The following is a 17,188-nucleotide window of genomic DNA, read 5'->3' as shown; positions in this document are numbered from 1 at the left end:
CTCCTAATTGCGCTTTTCGCGCGCGTCGCGCGCCGCATCGCGCAGCACCTTACTTCTATCTTTGGACAGGTTCGAAAGAGTGCCCGGGTGAACCGTCTCAAGTGCGGCCAATAATTCTGTGTAGGCTTCTTTGCCACCATCGCGTTTAATCGCACGCGTCAAGGATGGCAAGATGCGTTCTCCATATTGTGCCAGCGTCTGGGCGAGTCGTCGAACGTCGCCTTGACGATTTTCGTCCCCAAGTGCGTCGAGAAGGGCAGGGATGGCGGACGCACTACGCATGCCCGCGAGCGCGTGAGCGGCCACCCAAACGGCCGAAGAATTGCCTTCTTCCACACACTTTACGAGGTCTCCCTCAAAGCCTCCGGCTTTGGTCTCAACAAATTTCGCAAGGGCAACAGCTTCCTGTTCGTTCATGTTTTCCGTGGCATCGAGCACGCCTCCGATCACAGGTGCACCGAATTTGTCGATGAGTACCTGGGCTGCTTCGACTCGTCCGTTAGGATCGTTGAGCATCAACTCAAGGTCCTCTCGGGTCATGCTCGTCATGTCGTCAAAGGAGTCCATCACCGAATCTTCGGGCAAGAAGTAGGTCACGCCCGTGGATTCACTACGTTTTGCCACGATCAAAGTCTGCTCAGTGGTGGGTGGAGTGGGTGCCCCTTGTTCCGCCTTGTCTTCCTCAAGCTCGGCCAGCTCTTGTGCGCGCTTCAAGCTGATCTCTGCCAACTCAACGACATCGGGATCGGGCGGAATTCCGAGCTCTTCCCCGAGCCCCAAAAGCGCGTCCCAGTTTTCCCACTGTGTTCCCATATCGAGGTCGTTGGGCCGCAATCCAATGCAGACTTCGGCGAAATTGGCCGTAAGCAATTCAACCAAAGCATCCTCGGAGTCCACAAGCCCAAGCGCCACCGCAACATCACGAAGCTCTTGGCCCATGCAAATACCGAACTCCATCGCGGCCATCACGACTCGAGCCTGAATCCGTTGGAACTCGGCGAAAGAGAACGACCGATTAGAAATCAGGTATTTGAGGCGATCAGGAGTCGACCAGAAACCGACGATCCCTACGCCGAGCTTCGCTTCCGTAGCGGACTCGATGGACTCAAAGCTTCCGAAGCTGAAGTTATGCTTCAACGTACCGACTCGGTCGAAGTCTTGAGCCACAAATTGTCGCGCTGATTTCTCGAAATTCCCAGGCGCTGCCTGGGCGAGCTGACTCGCGGTCTCGCGGATCCATGCGACGTTGGACTTCAATGGTGCCTTGATCTCAACTGCGCGAAGTAGGGTTCCGTTGAGGTCGTAAAGTCCAGCTCTGAACGACACTTCTTCTTCCAGTTTCGCCAGAACCTTGCCGTGTTGAATGCCTTTGACATCCAATGCCCATCCCGCGCTCTTGATACAATTCCCCTTGTCATCAAGCGCCGCCAGAGTAAGGCCGAACACGGGGTAGTCGTCGATATCGTGGAGCTGGACGTAGACCTGGGTGTTCTCACGGAAGAGAGCCTCGATGTCTTCGCGCTCCATCTTTGCGGCCGCGACTACATGTCGGTCCCGTAGCTCCACCACTCTCTCGCTCAAGACCTTAAAATCATTGAACTTGTTCGGGAGTCCTGTAGTCAGAGGCGAGATGAGCGTGGCATCGGGTTCGAAGTCTTCGATGGGGTCTTCGGCGATTTCAGAAACTTCAGACGCGAGTTCCTCCTCAGCCTTGAAAACATCGTCGTCTGGACCTTCCATGACCTCAATAAACTGGTCGTCGGTCACGATCTGTGTGGCTTCTTCGGCATTTGAAGTTGGGCCACCACTTTCTTCTTTCAGCCGCTGTTCTTCCTGCAAAAGAGCCTGAACATTGAGCTCACTCTTCTCTTTAGCGAGGGCTTCCTTTTCGCGCTGCAGCTCCTCTCGCTCACGTGCAATTCTCGTCTCGATGGCGTCCATTTGCTCGCGTTCACGGTCAAATCGCTCGCGAAGCGCATCGAGCTGTGCACGTTCGGTTGCGAGGTGCTCACGCTCTTGGGCGAGGTCACTGGAGTCGGACTCAGCAGCTGGTGCTGGTGCTTCGGGTGGCTCAGCGATCGTCTGAACCTGGTCGAGTTTCGAAGGGTCAAAAAGCACCGCAAACCCACGCACATACATCGGGGCTGAGGCATCATCCGCTTCAATCTGAGTGAGAATGCGCTGACGTTGCTCGAACTCGGCGTGGCGAAGGCAGTCCGGCAACACCAGTGTGAACGTCCTCTTAGAAGGGGAGTGTACGACCACCGGTACAGCCAGTTGATACTCTTTGGTCGTTTCCTCATCACGCACGCGATTGATGGTCCCGTCCTTAAGATCTTGAAGGAGTTCTGGACTCTCATCGGCGTTGATCGACGTGAAGATCGTCGCCTGAAACGTATGTCCGGCGTCACTGGTGATATGGACGGAGGACCTTGTGGTCATTCCGAGTCGGCCTTCATACACGGGAGGAAGCGTAGCGTTTGTCATGCGTTGCTCAACAATTTTGTGTTGCGGAAACGCGCGTTCCTACCACGGCGGGCGCGATCTGAGCAACACTTAGGACGATCCAAGAGAATTTGGGGGTTCTTGGCAGAATCTCGGGCAGCGCGTATAGAACTCTCGCGAAACTTTTGGAGATAGATATGAGTAAACAAGCCATTTTGGAAGCAGTCGAAACCCACTTTTCCCGCGATCCTTCGGCTCTTGATGAGTCTTCACATGAGGTTCTCGAGCACTTTCTCTCGGCCCTTGAGGCCGGAGACCTGCGGGCAGCGGAGCAAGACGAGCACGGCGAATGGCACGTCAACGCCGCAGTGAAGAAGGGGATCTTGCTTGGGTTTAGACTTGGGAAAACCATTGAGATGGCGCGAGAGCCCCTTCAATTTAGCGATAAACACACGTTTCCAATCCAAGACCTGCCGGTTGTGGAGCGCAATATCAGAATTGTCCCGGGTGGAAACTCGATCCGACGAGGCTCCTACATCGGAAGAAATGTGGTCATGATGCCGCCAGCGTTCGTCAACGTGGGGGCGTGGGTAGGCGACGGAACCATCATCGACAGTCACGCTCTGGTGGGCAGCTGTGCCCAGGTGGGCAACAACGTGCATATATCTGCCGGCGTTCAGATTGGTGGTGTTCTGGAGCCTATCGGCCAGACACCTGTAATCATTGAAGATGGCGTGATGCTCGGCGGAAATTGTGGCGTCTACGAGGGTGTGCGCGTGCGCAAAGGCGCCGTGTTGGCTTCGGGGTGTGTGGTAACCGCGTCAGTTCCAGTCTACGACTTGGTCAACGAAAGAGTCCTTCGTTCCACCGACGAAAGGCCCTTAGAAATCCCGGCGAACGCCGTAGTTGTGCCGGGATCTAGACCCGCAAAAGGGGACTTTGCCCAAAAGCACGGGCTACAAATGGCCGCGTTGCTGATCATCAAGTACCGCGACGAAAAGACAGATTCGCGCACAGCCCTCGAGGAACTTCTTCGATGAAGCCCTCGTCTCGTGCCGAAGCCATTATTCCTTCTGCGATCCGAGACTTGACGGAACGTGCGGGTCCCCAGAGTTTGCACCTTGGACTAGGTCAGCCTGATACTCCCATGCATCCCAGCGTTCTTGAGGCTATCCGCGATGCGATTGCTCCGCTTGCCAACTACGGGCCAAACCTCGGTACCCTTCAAGCTCGTAAGGCGGTGGCCGACCATTATGGCGTGGACTTGGATTCGGTTTTGATAACCGCGGGTGTACAAGAGGGACTGGCGTTGAGCGTACTTGGTCTTGTGGAACCGGGCCAGAAAGTTCTCGTACCAAACCCGGGGTTTCCTGCTTATCCGAACCTCGTAAGGGCGGCTCACGCGACCCCAGTCTATTATGAACTCGGCAGCGATTGGTCACTTGATTTGCAGCGCATCGAGGCGAGTTGGGAAGACGGAGTCAAGGCGATCATCATAAACTCGCCTGGCAATCCAACCGGAGCAGTGTTCTCCGAGGCCGAGATTCGCAAGCTCGTTGAGTGGTGCGAAGAACGTGAGATCACGATTATATCCGACGAGATTTACGAGGACTTCGTTTACGAAGGCGTACACTTTTCTGCCTTTGAGGCTTCGAAAAGTTCGGTCATCAGGCTTTCCGGACTTTCTAAAAGCCATTCGATGATGGGTTGGCGGCTCGGTTGGCTGATTGCTGAGCCTTCTTTTGTGCAAGGTTTAAAGGGCCTTCATCAACATCTGGTGACATCGGCCGTTGTTCCTATCCAAGATGTGATTCCGACGGCGCTCGCGGTCCATGGTGAGCATACTCGGGCTGCGGTTAAGATTTTCTCGGCTCGGAGGGACACGTTGATTCAAGCGCTTAGGGCCGAGTGGCCGCAAATGCCCGAAGCCGTGGCTGCTGGCGCGTTCTACGTACTCTTGGATGTTCGCGCGGCGTCGGACCGGTTTGGTGGCTCTTACCCTTTGGCACTGAATATTCTTCAAGAGATCGATGTTGTGGCAATCCCAGGAAGTGGTTTCGGTAGTGGCGCAGAGGGGTATCTGCGTTTAGCTTACACTGTGGAAGAATCGAAACTAGAGGTAGCGGGCGCACGTCTAGGTGCCTACCTAAAGCAGTTTGAGTGAGGTTTTATGAGTGAATTCGACATGAGTGAAGGTCCCAAGGCTTTGCCGTGGGAGTCCAGATTCGAGTCGCAAATCAATGCGTTTTTTGACGATGCCATTCAGCGAGTGCCTGGATTTGTGGATAAAAACTTGCGTAGTTTCCGCAAGGTTATGGGCCGCAACCTCGCGCCAACCACCGGGGTCGGCGATGTGCTGATCGGAGTGCGAAACCTCGCGTCGGGTGTTTCGAGTGCAGTGGGCGGACCGAAGTTCGAAACCACCACGTTTACACATGATAAATTGGTTGAGGCTTTTGAGCGCGAAGTGGTCTCGCCCAAGGAGCTTGAGACGTTGTTGTCCAGACTCTTCGCCGAATTCGAAGAGGATTTGTGGCGAAAGGCCGAGCGAGCAGCTCCCGAAGGTGCTGCCGACGGCATTCATGAGGCCCGCGAACGCGTGGTCGCGATGATGGAGCAGGAGATCGCCCACGACCCAAAACTCGCTCAGGCACTTCGCACGGGCGTCAAGATTGGAGTCCCGGCTACCCTCGGCTATGTCTTGTTTGGCCAGCTCGGGACGGGACCGAGCTTTGGTGATGCGGCAGGGGAGATCTACAAGCGCAACCTCGATCTCTACCACAAGGTGTTGCTCAGGTTCGGTGGCGTTGAGGTTCCAACCTGGGTCGGTGCGGTCGGGTGGGCCGGCAGCGTACTCGGAACCCTTGCTGCCGGAGGACTCGTTGAATTTGGCTTGAACAACATTCGCGACCTGAAAGGAAGCTATATCCGCCAGCTAAATAGTGCTCGCCATATTCTCCTGCATGGACACGATCCCGACGATGAAGACGGAAAAGGCATTCTTCATATTGTGCGAGGATTCGAGCGTCGTGTAGAGAATGTGCCAGAGCTTGCAAAGAATATTCTTGAAGGCGCTGATGAAGCGACCGAGCCACAAAAGGAAAAGAAATGAGTAACGAAGAAAGCAATTTCATTACCCAAAAAGAAAAAGATAAACTCGCCAAGGAGCGCCGTGAACGGCAGCTCAAGGCCCTCCAAGAGCAGGAGCAAAAAGACATCGCCGCCACGCTCAACACCAGCGATGAAGTTGCCGCAGAGGCCCTTGCGCTCGGTATCGATGCCGCGACGGCCCCTGTTCTCCCATTGATTCCGCTGATCGAAGTCGCATGGGCAGACGGCAGCTTGACTCAAAAAGAGTCAGAGGCCGTGCTTGAGGCCGCCCGAAATAAGGGCATCAAAAACCCAGCAGCTCTAGAGTTCATCGAGCTTCTACTTTCGAAGAAGCCCTCACAGCTCTTCTTTGACCGAATCAACCGAGTGATTACGGCGATGGTGCAAGAGCATGGCGGGAACGCTGGAAGTACCATTCTTGAGCAAGCCAAGGCCGTAGCTGAGGCGAGCGGTGGCTTCTTCGGTCTGACCAATTCCGTAAGCGATGAAGAGAAGGAATTGCTCGATAACTTCGCTAAAATGTTCGGGATTAAGTAAGACTTGGTGGTCTAGAGGTCCGACGCGCGTCTACGAAGGTCATTCGCGCGCGACTTCAACATCTCGGCTTGTTTCTCAAGCCTCTCTTTCTCCGATTCCAAATTCCTGATCTGCCCGTCAAGGGTTGAATTTGCGGCTTGCCCGTTGAGGTCTACTGCCCTCGAAGGGTCTTCAGCTGTTTGAATCAGGATTGACTCGGTCGATTCAAACACATCGTTTCCGTTATCCGGTGCAGCGCTCGGAAAGTCCGATGCATCGGAAAGTGGTGGTGTAGAGCCTCTGTCAGGATCAGCTTCTGAGCCAAAACTTGGTGAAAGACTTTCATTGGCTACGTCGTCGAAAGCGCCAGGGTCGTTGTTCTGTGATTCCGTTGGCTCTGGCGAACCCGCTTGATTCGGCGACTCTGAGCCGGATTGAGGTGCCTCAGGTGAGTCAGAAGACTGACCGCTGGTCGTGGTGCGCTCGTATCGAGCAATGGTTCGCTCCCGATCCGTCTCTTCAAAGAATCGTTCTTCACGAGTAAAGCCCTGAGCTCTACGGACCAAACGTTTTGACTTCTTCAAGTCGTCGATTCGCGCCTCAATGGCAGCGAGTCGTCTTCGAAGCTGGTCCTCCGAGTCTTGGAGTTCATCGGCAACGGCATGGAGCTCGTCCGGCGAATCCGCTTTGGTCGCAAGCGTCAGGGCTGCACGTAGGTCTTCAAGAGAAGGGACTTCAGGAAGGCTGACCATATACGAGGCGCGCTGGGTCCGAAGCTTGTTGAGCTCGCGTACGATTGCGCCTCGTTCCTGTGCTGGCGCACTACGAAGTTGAATCTCGAGATTTTGGATCGAATTTTCAATCGCACTTATCAACTGTGTTCGATGGGCGCCGAGTCGATTATCAATCACTCTAACCTGGTCTTGTTTTGCCGCGAGCTGATCGGAAATGCGTTGTGCATCTCGAAGCATTTCGTCGAGCGCAAGGCGTACAGTGAGCCCTGCACCTTGTTGCTTGAGCGCCACGATACGAGCAACGATGCGTCGGTGCTCGGCTTCGAGCTTTTTCATCGAGTTCACGACGTCTAAGCGCTCATCTAGGCCGTCTTTGTAGCGTTGTTGCACTACCTCGACGGGCTCCGTCTGAAACACTGGCTGGATGCCCGACACGTTTAGTGTAAGCATCAGCACCAGGTTCAGTAGAGTATGTTGAGCGGCTAAAAACATAATTAACTCCGGCACGATGGCCTGGGCAGGGTTAGTGCAAATGACGATCCATTCTCTGGTTTTGAAGGGGCTTTGGGGTTAAGTGGCTGATTTGTAGTCTGAATTGGTTTGGGTGTTTCTCCGCGGTAAGATCCTTTGTAACGGAATTTTGAGAGTCAGCGCGTCATCTATCAGAATTCTGATAGTGTGGTGAGCCTTGTGTAGAGAAGCGCAACCCATTAGTGTGAAGGGCTCATCGCATGAGTTAAGTCGCGGTCCATGTCCGAGAATTTTTCAATACCCACACCGGGTGACGTCATTGCCGGCAAATACCGGGTGATGGAGGAGCTTGGAAGGGGGGCCTACGGGGTTGTGTTTCGGGCTGAGCAGATCGGGCTTGGACGAAGTGTAGCCTTGAAGACCTTGTTGCCGGCGGCCTTCTTGCAGCTCGATATCGTGCAGCGGTTTCATCGCGAAGCCCAACTGATATCCACGCTCGACCACGAAAACATCATCAAGCTCTACGATTATGGGATGGATGAGAGTTTGCTCTACATGGCTGTGGAGTACGTGGAAGGAAGAACACTCGGCGATCTCATCAAGGAAGAGGCTCCGCTCGAGGCGGAAAAAGTCCATGAAATCATGGGCCAGTTGCTCAGCGCCTTAGATTACGCGCATGAACACGGCATTGTTCACCGTGACCTCAAACCCGACAACATCCTCCTCCTGAAGTCTCGTCCTGAAGAAGGGGTGGCAGAGGAGGTCGTAAAGGTTTTGGACTTTGGGATCGCCAAGTTGGTGCGCGGGGACCAGGAGAACAACAACGCTCTCAAGACCCTGACACAAGACGGAACCGTGCTCGGCACACCGCACTATATGTCCCCTGAGAATATCGTCGGGGACTCGGTGGATCATAAAACCGATCTCTATGCCGTCGGCATCATTCTTTACGAAATGCTGACGGGAACGCACCCGTTTGAGGCTCAGTCGCCATCCGCCGTGATGGTTCGCCACCTCAAAGACGATGCCCCGCATCTTCCGGAGCCATGGACACACTCGGCATTTGACCATGCCGTGCAGCGTTGTTTGGAGAAACAACCCTTTGACCGCGTAGAAACAGCCGGTGAGGTCCTAAAGCTTCTCAAGTCTGAACCTCCCAAGAAGGTTCAACGTGCGAAGTCTACGGATTCCCAGATCTACGACCGAACTACGCAAGAAACCGCTGAAAAGAAGCAGCGACTGCTCTTGGCGGTGTTGGCGATTTTGGGAATTCTTTTGGTCTCTATCGGCTGGAAGTTGTGGACCGTGCAGTCTTCAATTCGCGCTGAAGAAGAGGTCGTGGTCGCACCACCGCAAGTGGTTGAAGAGCAGCCGGAGGTTGCGCCGGAGCCTCCAGAGGCCGACCAAGGCCTAACCAAGATCTCCGAGCTAGAGAATCCAGATGCTGGTACAGAGACGCCCGGATTCGAGTTTGAAGACGTTGAACCCACGCAGCCCACAGAACCCACCGAGCCTGAGGATGTGGCCGTCGAAACAAAGACTCCGCCAAAGCCTCGCGAAAAAACTGAGCGAGACCCCAAGGTTGCAGAGAAGGCGGAGACGGTAAAGATTTCGCTGATGACGAACCCTTCCAACGCCTCTGTCACCTTTGACGGCGTTCCGGTCGGGAACTCTCCCGTTGAGCGCCAAGTGCCCAAGTCAGACGATGAGATTACCGTGAGGATTTCTCTCTTGGGCTACAAGAATGAAGTCGTGAAAATCGCGCCACAGGCCGATGTTTCGCGCGAGATCAAACTTCAATTCGACCGCATCAAGATGTTTGATTAGTTGTCGCCGAACGGGCGAGATTAGGAACAGCGTCGGTCAGTTTCCTGACAACGATAGCGCACGTGAATGTGGCGATGATGGCCGCGTTCGTGGCGAATCATGGCGAGTCCCGGACGGCTTGAGCGGTATTCGAAGACTTTGTCCAACCACTCTTGAGGGGCACCCTGTTCTTCAGCGTAGTTTCGGAGTCGACGCTGCCAGCGTTTGTCGAGGAAAATGTACTCAACATGCCCGCTATCTACGAATTGCTTGACCAGCCAAAAGGTCTGCTCAAGGTCGATATCCTTGTAGCGAAGGTGGTGAAAACGCCGGTAGTCGGGTGGCGGGGTCTTTCTCGGTAGAGTGATGTCAACGTCGCGCCCGGACTGGTGAGACTTGTGTGGGGCAATCTTGCGACCGATTCTAAAACTCATATCCCCAACGAGAAGTGGGTGTGCATCTGGAAAACGCTCGCCAAATTCGTCTAGAACGCGAACGGTTTCGGACACTGCGTAGTACGTACCAAACGCCCTGTGGGGATACTGAATCTTGTAGGTCTCACCAGGAGGAAGCGGTTCCCCGTTGACCAAGCGCCCACGGTTGGCGGTTCCCAAGCTTCTTGAGACGCCTTCTTCGCTGCGTTTCCAGACCAAGATCTGCTGACCCTCTTGAAGATTGTCGAAATCGACGTCTGGATTGAGTTCCTGCAGCCTGGAGATCCGGCCTCGGTACTTATTGATGAGTTTGTACTTGGACTCCCACGGGCCGACCGTATGCCACATCTCGTCAAGCCGACGAGTCACCACATAGGGGTCTTCCGCCACTGACTTCCAGGCTTTGGCCTCGGGAAGTCTCCAACGATCTTTGGTGTGAAGTTGCTGGACCTGCTGAACCAGGTCAGGTGTAAAAAGTGTGCTGTTCGGCAGGGGAATGAACATGGTTGCGGCGGCTTGTAGGGCCGGAGACATTCCTCCGACTTGAGCCTGTGCTTGAGATTCCCCTTGTTGGGTAAATAGACTGGCCGCGAACAAAATGGTGGCCAGTACAGCAAGCCTTCCAGTTTTTTCTAAACGCATGGGACCACGGGGTCAGTATTTAAATTTTAATCAGAATGATCTTCAACCGGGCACTATGAAGGTTGAAAGGTGATTCGTCAACACTTTTTGGTAAGTGCCCGTTTTGTTTGGTTTTTGAGTGGTTTTTGAGGGTCAGAAACTACCGCTGATTCCAAATCCCTTAGGACCAAAATAGGGCAGGACTACGGGTTCTGGCTCGTTCGCGTAATGATAAATCAAGAGACCACCACCGACGAGCGCAGCGCCCGCGCCAAGAGCTCCGAGCGTGAAGAAGACGGTCTGTCTCGTTTCGAGTTCGGTCTTGAGCTCCGTGTAGCGAGCTTCGGAAGTGCCTATTCCGCCTTGTGATTGGGTCTGGAAGTCTTCTTTGAGGTCGGCGCTAAGCAAGTCCAAAGTCAGGGCACTCGCGAAGAGTGCAGCGGATGCTCCAAGGAAGACGAATCCCGTATCGCCGACGTCCCAACCTTTAGATACCTCCAGGGGCTGCTGCAGCTGCACCGGACCGGCTGCGATATCGCGTGCCACGGTGATCGACCGCGGTCGAAGGTGGAACTCGTACATTTCCACACCTTTGAGTTGTGCTTCGATCGAGGCCAGCTCGGCTTCGTCTCCTTCAAAGGTGTCGCGGCATGCTCGAAAACTGGCTGCGGCTTGTGCAGTCTCTTGAAGTTTGAGCTCAACAAGCGCCCGGTTGCAGTAGAATACGCTCTGCGGGTCGAGCTCGATCGCCTCATTAAAGGCATCAAGTGACTCTCGATAGCGCCCCTCGCCGAATAGTCTCACGGCCTCCTGGTAGCGCAGTTCCGCATTTGATTGGGCCAGCGCAAGAGACGGCAGAACCGTCATTAGAATTAGGATGAGGAGCATTCGCATATAGGTAGTTCTATGTTGGCTTTGCTCATCCATCAAGTGGGAAGGTCGTAGGTTGGAGTTTGAACCCCAATCTCCTCAGGTCTTGCCAAAATCTTGGATAGGACTTTTCAACAACGTGAGGGCCGAGGACCCGCATGGGGCCGTTTAGCGCCGCTACCGCTGCGGCGAAGGCCAGGCGATGGTCGTGGTTAGTGTCCCAGTCTAAAGGTTTCGAGTGTCTAGGGGCAGGCGCTGTCACCAGCGATTCACCTTCCACTCTAGTTTCGGAGCCGAGCACGACGAGCAAGTCCTTGAGACCCTCAAGCCTGTCAGATTCCTTTAGTTTAAGAGTTGGACCTCCATGAACCTTCACTTTTTGACCCGCCACCACGTAGGCCGTGGCCAGCACCGGCATAAGGTCCGGGGATTTTCGAATGTCTACCTCATGGAGTGTGGAGTCGAGATACTCTTTAAGGATGTGATCGGGCTGCGTGCGATCTTCTACGGCATTACAAATCGCCGGCAATCCGAGCCACGACAAGGCACGCCAAGTTGCGGCTGAACTCTCGTCCATCGCGGCATTAACCTTGTGAGTGCCTGGATTCAGCCCTGAAAAGTGAAGTCTACTGCCCTCTCTCTTGTATTGCGTGCCGATTTCTTCAAGCAACTCGAGCGTGAGCTCAAAATAGGACTCGGACACGAGCTCATCCTCAATCGTCAGGGTGAACTCATGGCCACCACCGGCGAGCAGCGCAAATGCGCTCGCGTATTGAGAGGAGTGTTTTGCGCTAACTGAAATCTGAGAGGGGAACTCGGGCCACCCCTCGATTATGACTTCACGTCCCGCCGGTTCTACCTTTGCACCAGCGTTTCTTAAGGCTCTAAAGAGGTCGTCGTGTGGGCGTTCGGCCAACCTTTGACCAAGATGGAAGTGATGCCGACCGGGTAGCGCCGCTGCACGTACCGCAAGGAACCGGAAGGTCGTACCGCCGTCTGCGACCTCCACCATTCGGCCAGACTTCAGTGACGAAAGCCCTCTCTTCATCAAGACAACGTCGGTAGCTTCGGAAATCTGTGTCGCCTCAATCTTTGGATTGAGATCGGCCAGAATCAAGAGACGATTGAGAACAGACTTTGACGAAGGAGGTTTGATCTCGACCGGCGAGCTGGGCGCACGCTCCGGATGAAATTCAAGCAGGGCCGGGCTATGCGTCCATTCATAGACTCTCTTAAAGCTCTCAATCCAATCTTCAGCGCGTGAACTCTCCACGAATCCCGCGCCCGCGGCGCTTAGAAAAACGCCCTTTAGCACGCCGTCTTTGCGCTTCTTGTCGCGTCTCAGAAGCGAGAGTAGTTCCTCATGTTCAGGAATCAGGGCTTCATGAAACGGCACTAGCAGCGGATACACGTCTTTGAGGAGCTCTTCGGCTTGCTCGCGTACCAACCCATGATGGACGTGCGACATATCTACTGCGACCGCGAGGCCCCAGGCGACCGCGTGGCCATGACTTAGTCCGGCGCTCAACTCAAGGGCGTGGGCCATGGTGTGCCCAAGATTTAAGAGTGTGCGTATGGATTTGGTTTCGAACGGGTCACTTCTTACCACTCTGTGTTTGAGTGAAATAGCCGTCTTTAGAAGATTCAGGAAATCCTCAGCAATCTCTTCGAAGGGCGCTGAGGCTAGAGTTTCGGTACCGAGACTCCTCCATTGCCCAAGGCTCTCGGGTCCGTCGAGCCACATCGCCTTTAGCATCTCGGCGAGTCCTTCCTCTCGCTGTTCGTGGGGCAGCGCGCTCAGTATCTCTTGAGAGATCACAACATTCTGTGCCGCGTAGAAGGTTCCCAACTGATTCTTGTACTCCCCGAGGTTCATAGCGGTCTTTCCGCCGTGTGCAGAGTCGACCATAGCGAGGAGTGTGGTGGGGATATGCCAGAGTTTCACCCCTCTCCAGAGCGTGCTCGCCAGGAATCCCACTGCGTCTCCCACGCTTCCGCCTCCAACGGCCACAATGGTGAGCGGGCGAGTTGAGCGCCTTTCCAGAATCTCAAGCGCAAGGGCTTCGATGGAACCGAGCGTTTTTAGGGATTCACCACCGGCTACGAGGATAGGGTCCTCGAAGTGGTCCAAGAGCCAGGTCGGCAGATTTCGGTCCGCGATGACCACGGCGTCTTCGGGAAGATTCACCTGCTCAAGTGATTCTATGTACTCAACATTTGATTCTAGAAACTGTGTCATTTTTGCCACAAGTGGGGTTTTTAATCCGGGGATCGAGACCTCGATCTGTGTTTTTGACTCCACGATCGGGGTCAAAGTTGCAGGAGAGTGTCCGATTAGCTTGTGGGGATCAACCCAAGACGTGGAAAAGTAAGGGATGGTGAGTACTTATGCGGACTTTAGGTACATTGTCCTACATGTAGGTAGAGGGCTTTCGTGGCCTTAAGGTCCAGTATTTATGCCGGAATCAAGACGTTCAATTGTGTTGGCATATGATCTGCATCATATGAGAGCAGACATCGAAAGCTACGAGGAGCGGCATCCGATGAAAGCACACACCGAAAAACAAAATCTCGCGTTTCTGGTACTCACCGCTGCGATTCTTTTCGCGGCCCCTGGATGTGAAAAGGGCGTCTTTTCACTCGAGATGGAGGCAGAGGAATTTACCCTTCCCGGTAAGGCTGACACGGTAAATCCTGGAGACCCAACGGGTCCTCAGACATGCACACCTGACGATCGATTTTTCCTTCGTGAAGTGTGGGCGCCGGTATTGGAAGGCCAATGTGCAGCGTGTCACTCGAGCCAAGGTTTGGCGAAGGACACCGACCTCGTTCTCTACAACGCAGGCTGGGGTAACTACCTTCAGAACAATCTTCAGGTGGTTAAAGATCTGGCGCGCACCAAGCGTGACGGCGAGTCGGTGCTCTTGTTGAAGGCGACTGGTCGAATCAGTCACGGTGGTGGTCAGCTGATGGAAGTTGGTGATGAGAATTACCAGCGCCTGCAGGCATTCATCACCCGCGCCGAGTCGGATACGCAATGTGAAGTGGCAAACGACGATGAGTTTTTCCAAGACGTAGAGTTCCTCGACTACGATCAAACGCTTCGTAAGGCCGCATTGTCGCTTGTTGGTCGCGCTCCGACCCAAGAAGAATACGAGGCCGCGATGAACAGCGGTGTAGACGAAGTTCTCGATTCAATGATGACCGAAGAGGCCTTCTACGTCCGATTGAAGGAGAGCTTCAACGACGTTTTGCACACCGATATGTACAACCGCAACGAAGCTGCGGTGGACCTTCTCGACGACGATATCTACCCGAATCGTGATTGGTACTCGAATATCGGAGACGAGAACGCACGAAACCAGGCGCGCGCTCGCACCAACACGGCAATTGCCCGTGAACCGCTTGAAATCGTGGCCCATGTTGTGCGTGAAGACCGTCCGTTCACCGAGATCTTGACGGCTGATTATACGCTCGTGAATCCGTACTCGGCCCGGTCATTCGGCCTTGTGGATGGTGACGGAAATTGTACGACTGGCGAAGATTGCACGTTGAGCTTCGCGGATATGAATGACCCGAACGAGATGAAAGAGGCAGCAATCCCAGGCATCCCTCACGCGGGTGTATTGACGACAACGAGCTTCCTGAACCGGTACCCGACGACCGAGACGAACCGTAACCGCACACGTTCTGGTTATTACTACCTCTTCTTCCTCGCGACGGATGTGCTTCGTCTGGCAGACCGCCCAACCGACCCAACGCTTGCGGACTCGAGCCAGAACCCAACGCTTTTCGATGCGCAGTGTACGGTATGTCACGAAGTGATCGACCCAATCGCGGGTGCTTTCCAGAACTGGGATGAGCAAGGTCGCTACAACCCACGTGATTCCGGCTGGTACACCGATATGTTGCCTCCAGGTATCGAGCGCGAGATCCTCGGTCAGTCGAATAATCCAGAGAGCTTGTCCTGGCTTGCACAGCGCACTACCGCAGACCCACGGTTCATCGTGTCTGCTGTGGAGCATGGCTACAGAATGTTGACTGGCGATGAGCCATTGCGCTACCCACAAGATCCGACCACAGCCAGCTACGCTGCAGAGTTCCACGCTTATGAAGTTCAATACAACTTCTTCAAGCAGGTCGGTCTGAAGTTCGTTGAGTCGAACTACAACTTCAAGACGATCATCAAAGAGTTGGTCAAGAGCCCATACTACCGAGCAGAGGATGCTGCAGCTTCCATCGACGGAATGCGCCAGCTCGAGCTCAAGAGCATGGGTACTTCACGCCTTCTTTCACCTGAGCAATTGCACCGTAAAATCGAGTCGTTGCTTGGCCGAAGCTGGCGCGTGAACAACCGCGACCTTCTTTTGGACAACCGTGAGTTCCGCTTGCTCTACGGCGGTATCGATTCACAAGCCATCTTGAAGCGCATGAAGGACCCGAGCGCGCTTGCTTCGAGCATCGCACGCCGCATGGGCAATGAGATGAGCTGCCTTGCTGGACCTAACGACTTCAGCCTGGATCCAAGCGAGAGACTGCTTTTCCCACATGTTTCGCCAGATGATACACTAGAGACTAACGAAGCAGCGATCCGTCAGAACATCCAGCACTTGCACTTCCACCTGCTCGGAGAGAAAGTGGACGTCAATAGTGAAGATGTCGACCACGCTTTGAGTTTGTTCCGCGACGTCGTCAACGACGGATTGACGAATGATTACGGAGACGGGCTGCCCAATATGTGCCGCTCGAATGGGGTCAACAACGACCCGAACTACACCATCCGCGGATGGATGGCAGTGCTCTCCTACATGTTGACCGATTACGCATTCCTCTACGAGTAATGCACTAAAGAGCCGAGACCCCGAGAGTCCGAAACACGATACGATGAGGATTGACCATGCATAGAAGAACTTTCCTAAAAGCAGCAGCAGCAGCTGGTCTGACGGTGGTAAGCCCGATGGGAGCGCGAGAAGTCAGCGCTCAGGACACCGGAATTGGAGTGTATCAGGGGACTTGCTTCTTCTTTATCCAGGCCGAAGGTGGTTGGGACCCGACCTCGTTGATCGACCCGAAAGGAGATCGCGACAACATGAATCGGTATGCGACCGACGCTATCGAGGAAGCTGGCAATATTCGATACGCGCCTCTTCAGAACTATTCGGAGTTCTTCCAGAAGCATTACGAGCGCATGATGGTGATCAACGGCATCGATATGTCCACCAATGGACACGAGCAAGGCCGTCGCTACACCTGGTCTGGTAAGCTCGCCGAAGGACACCCCTCATTGGCGGCATTGGTGGCGGCGAAGCTCGGACCGAGCCTCCCGATGGGCTATATTACCAACGGTGGCTACGACGAGACCTTTGGCGTGATCAGCGCGACACGTGCAGAACGAGTGGACACCATTCCCCGTATTGCGTTTGCGAACCGCGTGTCACCGGACCGTGAAGAGACCTTCCACAGTGATTACGCCTTCGACCGCATTAAAGCTGCTGCGGATGAGCGACTCGCCGCAAAGATGGAGCGCATGAAGTTGCCACGGGTGAGAAGCTCGATGGGCGCGCTGCACACCGCACGGATGGGCGAGGAAGAGCTGAAAGAGGTGATCTCGTACCTCCCGGATAACGTGAACGACAATAACGAGCTCGTCAGGCAGGCCCGCGTCGCTTTGGCTTCATTCCGTGCGGGTCTCGGTGTGTCGGTTTCGATGCGAATCGGTGGATTTGACACACACTCAGACCACGATAATCGCCACATCCCAAGGTTGCAGCGCATTCTCGATGGCGTGGACTTCATCTTCGAGGAAGCCGAGAGCATGGGCATTGCAGACCGCGTCTTCGTGGCCATCGGCTCGGATTTCGGCCGTACACCAGGCTACAACGGTGGAAATGGCAAAGACCACTGGTCGGTCAATTCCATGATTCTGATGGGAGCAGGCGTGCCCGGCAACCGTGTGATCGGAGCGTCAGGACCTCGGCATCAGCTCATGCAGGTCAACCCGCAAACGCTGGAAGTCGTGGAGTCGGGCGGTGTTCGTCTTCGTCCGGACCATGTTCATGCCGCGATTCGAAAGCTGGCTGGGCTGGAGCGCGATCCACTATCCTTGCGCTATCCCCTCCAAGAGGAAGACATCAACCTTCTGGGCTGATGTACCATCATCCTTGCCTCTAAAAACCAAGC

The 17,188-nt window shown here is 54.6% G+C and carries 12 protein-coding genes; 7 read left to right on the top strand and 5 right to left on the bottom strand.

What is annotated here, in order from left to right:
• Positions 1 to 3: 3 nt before the first annotated feature.
• Positions 4 to 2,487: a CpXC domain-containing protein gene (locus tag FRD01_RS06280; RefSeq protein WP_146958538.1), complete on the bottom strand. Its 2,484-nt coding sequence runs from the start codon at positions 2,485 to 2,487 to the stop codon at positions 4 to 6.
• 155 nt (positions 2,488 to 2,642) lie between these two features.
• Between FRD01_RS06280 and FRD01_RS06275 the strand changes: the two genes are divergently transcribed.
• The 4 genes from FRD01_RS06275 to FRD01_RS06260 are packed head-to-tail and all read left to right on the top strand — an operon-like array spanning position 2,643 to position 6,093.
• Positions 2,643 to 3,485: a 2,3,4,5-tetrahydropyridine-2,6-dicarboxylate N-succinyltransferase gene (locus FRD01_RS06275; RefSeq protein WP_146958537.1), complete on the top strand. Its 843-nt coding sequence runs from the start codon at positions 2,643 to 2,645 to the stop codon at positions 3,483 to 3,485.
• Positions 3,482 to 4,609: a pyridoxal phosphate-dependent aminotransferase gene (locus FRD01_RS06270; protein ID WP_146958536.1), complete on the top strand. Its 1,128-nt coding sequence runs from the start codon at positions 3,482 to 3,484 to the stop codon at positions 4,607 to 4,609. The genes FRD01_RS06275 and FRD01_RS06270 overlap by 4 nt, the downstream gene beginning before the upstream one ends.
• A 6-nt stretch (positions 4,610 to 4,615) precedes the next feature.
• Positions 4,616 to 5,557, top strand: a complete 942-nt coding sequence (locus FRD01_RS06265) for a hypothetical protein (protein WP_146958535.1) — start codon at positions 4,616 to 4,618, stop codon at positions 5,555 to 5,557.
• Complete coding sequence (locus FRD01_RS06260; RefSeq protein WP_146958534.1) at positions 5,554 to 6,093, top strand: hypothetical protein; 540 nt, start codon at positions 5,554 to 5,556, stop codon at positions 6,091 to 6,093. Before FRD01_RS06265 ends, FRD01_RS06260 begins: the two co-directional genes overlap by 4 nt.
• 11 nt (positions 6,094 to 6,104) lie before the next feature.
• On the opposite strand, the gene FRD01_RS06255 is transcribed toward FRD01_RS06260, so the two are convergent.
• The gene (locus FRD01_RS06255) at positions 6,105 to 7,298 is read right to left on the bottom strand and encodes a hypothetical protein (protein WP_146958533.1); all 1,194 of its coding nucleotides are present in this window, start codon (positions 7,296 to 7,298) and stop codon (positions 6,105 to 6,107) included.
• 258 nt (positions 7,299 to 7,556) lie between these two features.
• Between FRD01_RS06255 and FRD01_RS06250 the strand changes: the two genes are divergently transcribed.
• Positions 7,557 to 9,104 carry a serine/threonine protein kinase gene (locus FRD01_RS06250; RefSeq protein ID WP_146958532.1) on the top strand — a complete coding sequence of 516 codons (1,548 nt, stop codon included), beginning with the start codon at positions 7,557 to 7,559 and terminating at the stop codon, positions 9,102 to 9,104.
• A 20-nt stretch (positions 9,105 to 9,124) separates the two neighbouring features.
• Here FRD01_RS06250 and FRD01_RS06245 read toward each other — a convergent pair whose 3' ends face one another.
• The 3 genes from FRD01_RS06245 to FRD01_RS06235 all read right to left on the bottom strand — a co-directional run bounded on the left by FRD01_RS06245 (position 9,125) and on the right by FRD01_RS06235 (position 13,247).
• Entirely contained in the window at positions 9,125 to 10,159 is a 1,035-nt protein-coding gene (locus FRD01_RS06245; RefSeq protein ID WP_146958531.1) for a penicillin-insensitive murein endopeptidase, read from the bottom strand.
• A gap of 132 nt (positions 10,160 to 10,291) precedes the next feature.
• Positions 10,292 to 11,005 (bottom strand): tetratricopeptide repeat protein, encoded by a 714-nt coding sequence (locus tag FRD01_RS06240; protein WP_283808727.1) that lies wholly within the window; start codon positions 11,003 to 11,005, stop codon positions 10,292 to 10,294.
• A gap of 52 nt (positions 11,006 to 11,057) precedes the next feature.
• Entirely contained in the window at positions 11,058 to 13,247 is a 2,190-nt protein-coding gene (locus tag FRD01_RS06235; RefSeq protein ID WP_146958529.1) for a 3-dehydroquinate synthase family protein, read from the bottom strand.
• Positions 13,248 to 13,551: 304 nt separating this feature from the next.
• Between FRD01_RS06235 and FRD01_RS06230 the strand changes: the two genes are divergently transcribed.
• Together FRD01_RS06230 and FRD01_RS06225 are read left to right on the top strand one after the other, a co-directional pair.
• Entirely contained in the window at positions 13,552 to 15,849 is a 2,298-nt protein-coding gene (locus FRD01_RS06230) for a DUF1588 domain-containing protein (protein ID WP_249756055.1), read from the top strand.
• A gap of 56 nt (positions 15,850 to 15,905) precedes the next feature.
• Positions 15,906 to 17,156: a DUF1501 domain-containing protein gene (locus FRD01_RS06225; RefSeq protein WP_146958527.1), complete on the top strand. Its 1,251-nt coding sequence runs from the start codon at positions 15,906 to 15,908 to the stop codon at positions 17,154 to 17,156.
• Positions 17,157 to 17,188 lie beyond the last annotated feature (32 nt).

It is taken from the genome of Microvenator marinus (genome assembly GCF_007993755.1).
GTDB lineage: Bacteria > Myxococcota_A > Bradymonadia > Bradymonadales > Bradymonadaceae > Allomicrovenator > Allomicrovenator marinus.
This window is presented reverse-complemented; position numbering and strand designations above follow the sequence as displayed.

What these genes read in the sequence shown, in the direction of transcription:
- FRD01_RS06255 (WP_146958533.1), bottom strand. Translation starts at nt 7,298, where the DNA reads ATGTTTTTAGCCGCTCAACATACTCTACTGAACCTGGTGCTGATGCTT.
- FRD01_RS06225 (WP_146958527.1), top strand. Translation starts at nt 15,906, where the DNA reads ATGCATAGAAGAACTTTCCTAAAAGCAGCAGCAGCAGCTGGTCTGACG.
- FRD01_RS06260 (WP_146958534.1), top strand. Translation starts at nt 5,554, where the DNA reads ATGAGTAACGAAGAAAGCAATTTCATTACCCAAAAAGAAAAAGATAAA.
- FRD01_RS06270 (WP_146958536.1), top strand. Translation starts at nt 3,482, where the DNA reads ATGAAGCCCTCGTCTCGTGCCGAAGCCATTATTCCTTCTGCGATCCGA.
- FRD01_RS06235 (WP_146958529.1), bottom strand. Translation starts at nt 13,247, where the DNA reads ATGACACAGTTTCTAGAATCAAATGTTGAGTACATAGAATCACTTGAG.
- FRD01_RS06230 (WP_249756055.1), top strand. Translation starts at nt 13,552, where the DNA reads ATGAAAGCACACACCGAAAAACAAAATCTCGCGTTTCTGGTACTCACC.
- FRD01_RS06265 (WP_146958535.1), top strand. Translation starts at nt 4,616, where the DNA reads ATGAGTGAATTCGACATGAGTGAAGGTCCCAAGGCTTTGCCGTGGGAG.
- FRD01_RS06245 (WP_146958531.1), bottom strand. Translation starts at nt 10,159, where the DNA reads ATGCGTTTAGAAAAAACTGGAAGGCTTGCTGTACTGGCCACCATTTTG.
- FRD01_RS06240 (WP_283808727.1), bottom strand. Translation starts at nt 11,005, where the DNA reads ATGACGGTTCTGCCGTCTCTTGCGCTGGCCCAATCAAATGCGGAACTG.
- FRD01_RS06275 (WP_146958537.1), top strand. Translation starts at nt 2,643, where the DNA reads ATGAGTAAACAAGCCATTTTGGAAGCAGTCGAAACCCACTTTTCCCGC.
- FRD01_RS06250 (WP_146958532.1), top strand. Translation starts at nt 7,557, where the DNA reads ATGTCCGAGAATTTTTCAATACCCACACCGGGTGACGTCATTGCCGGC.
- FRD01_RS06280 (WP_146958538.1), bottom strand. Translation starts at nt 2,487, where the DNA reads ATGACAAACGCTACGCTTCCTCCCGTGTATGAAGGCCGACTCGGAATG.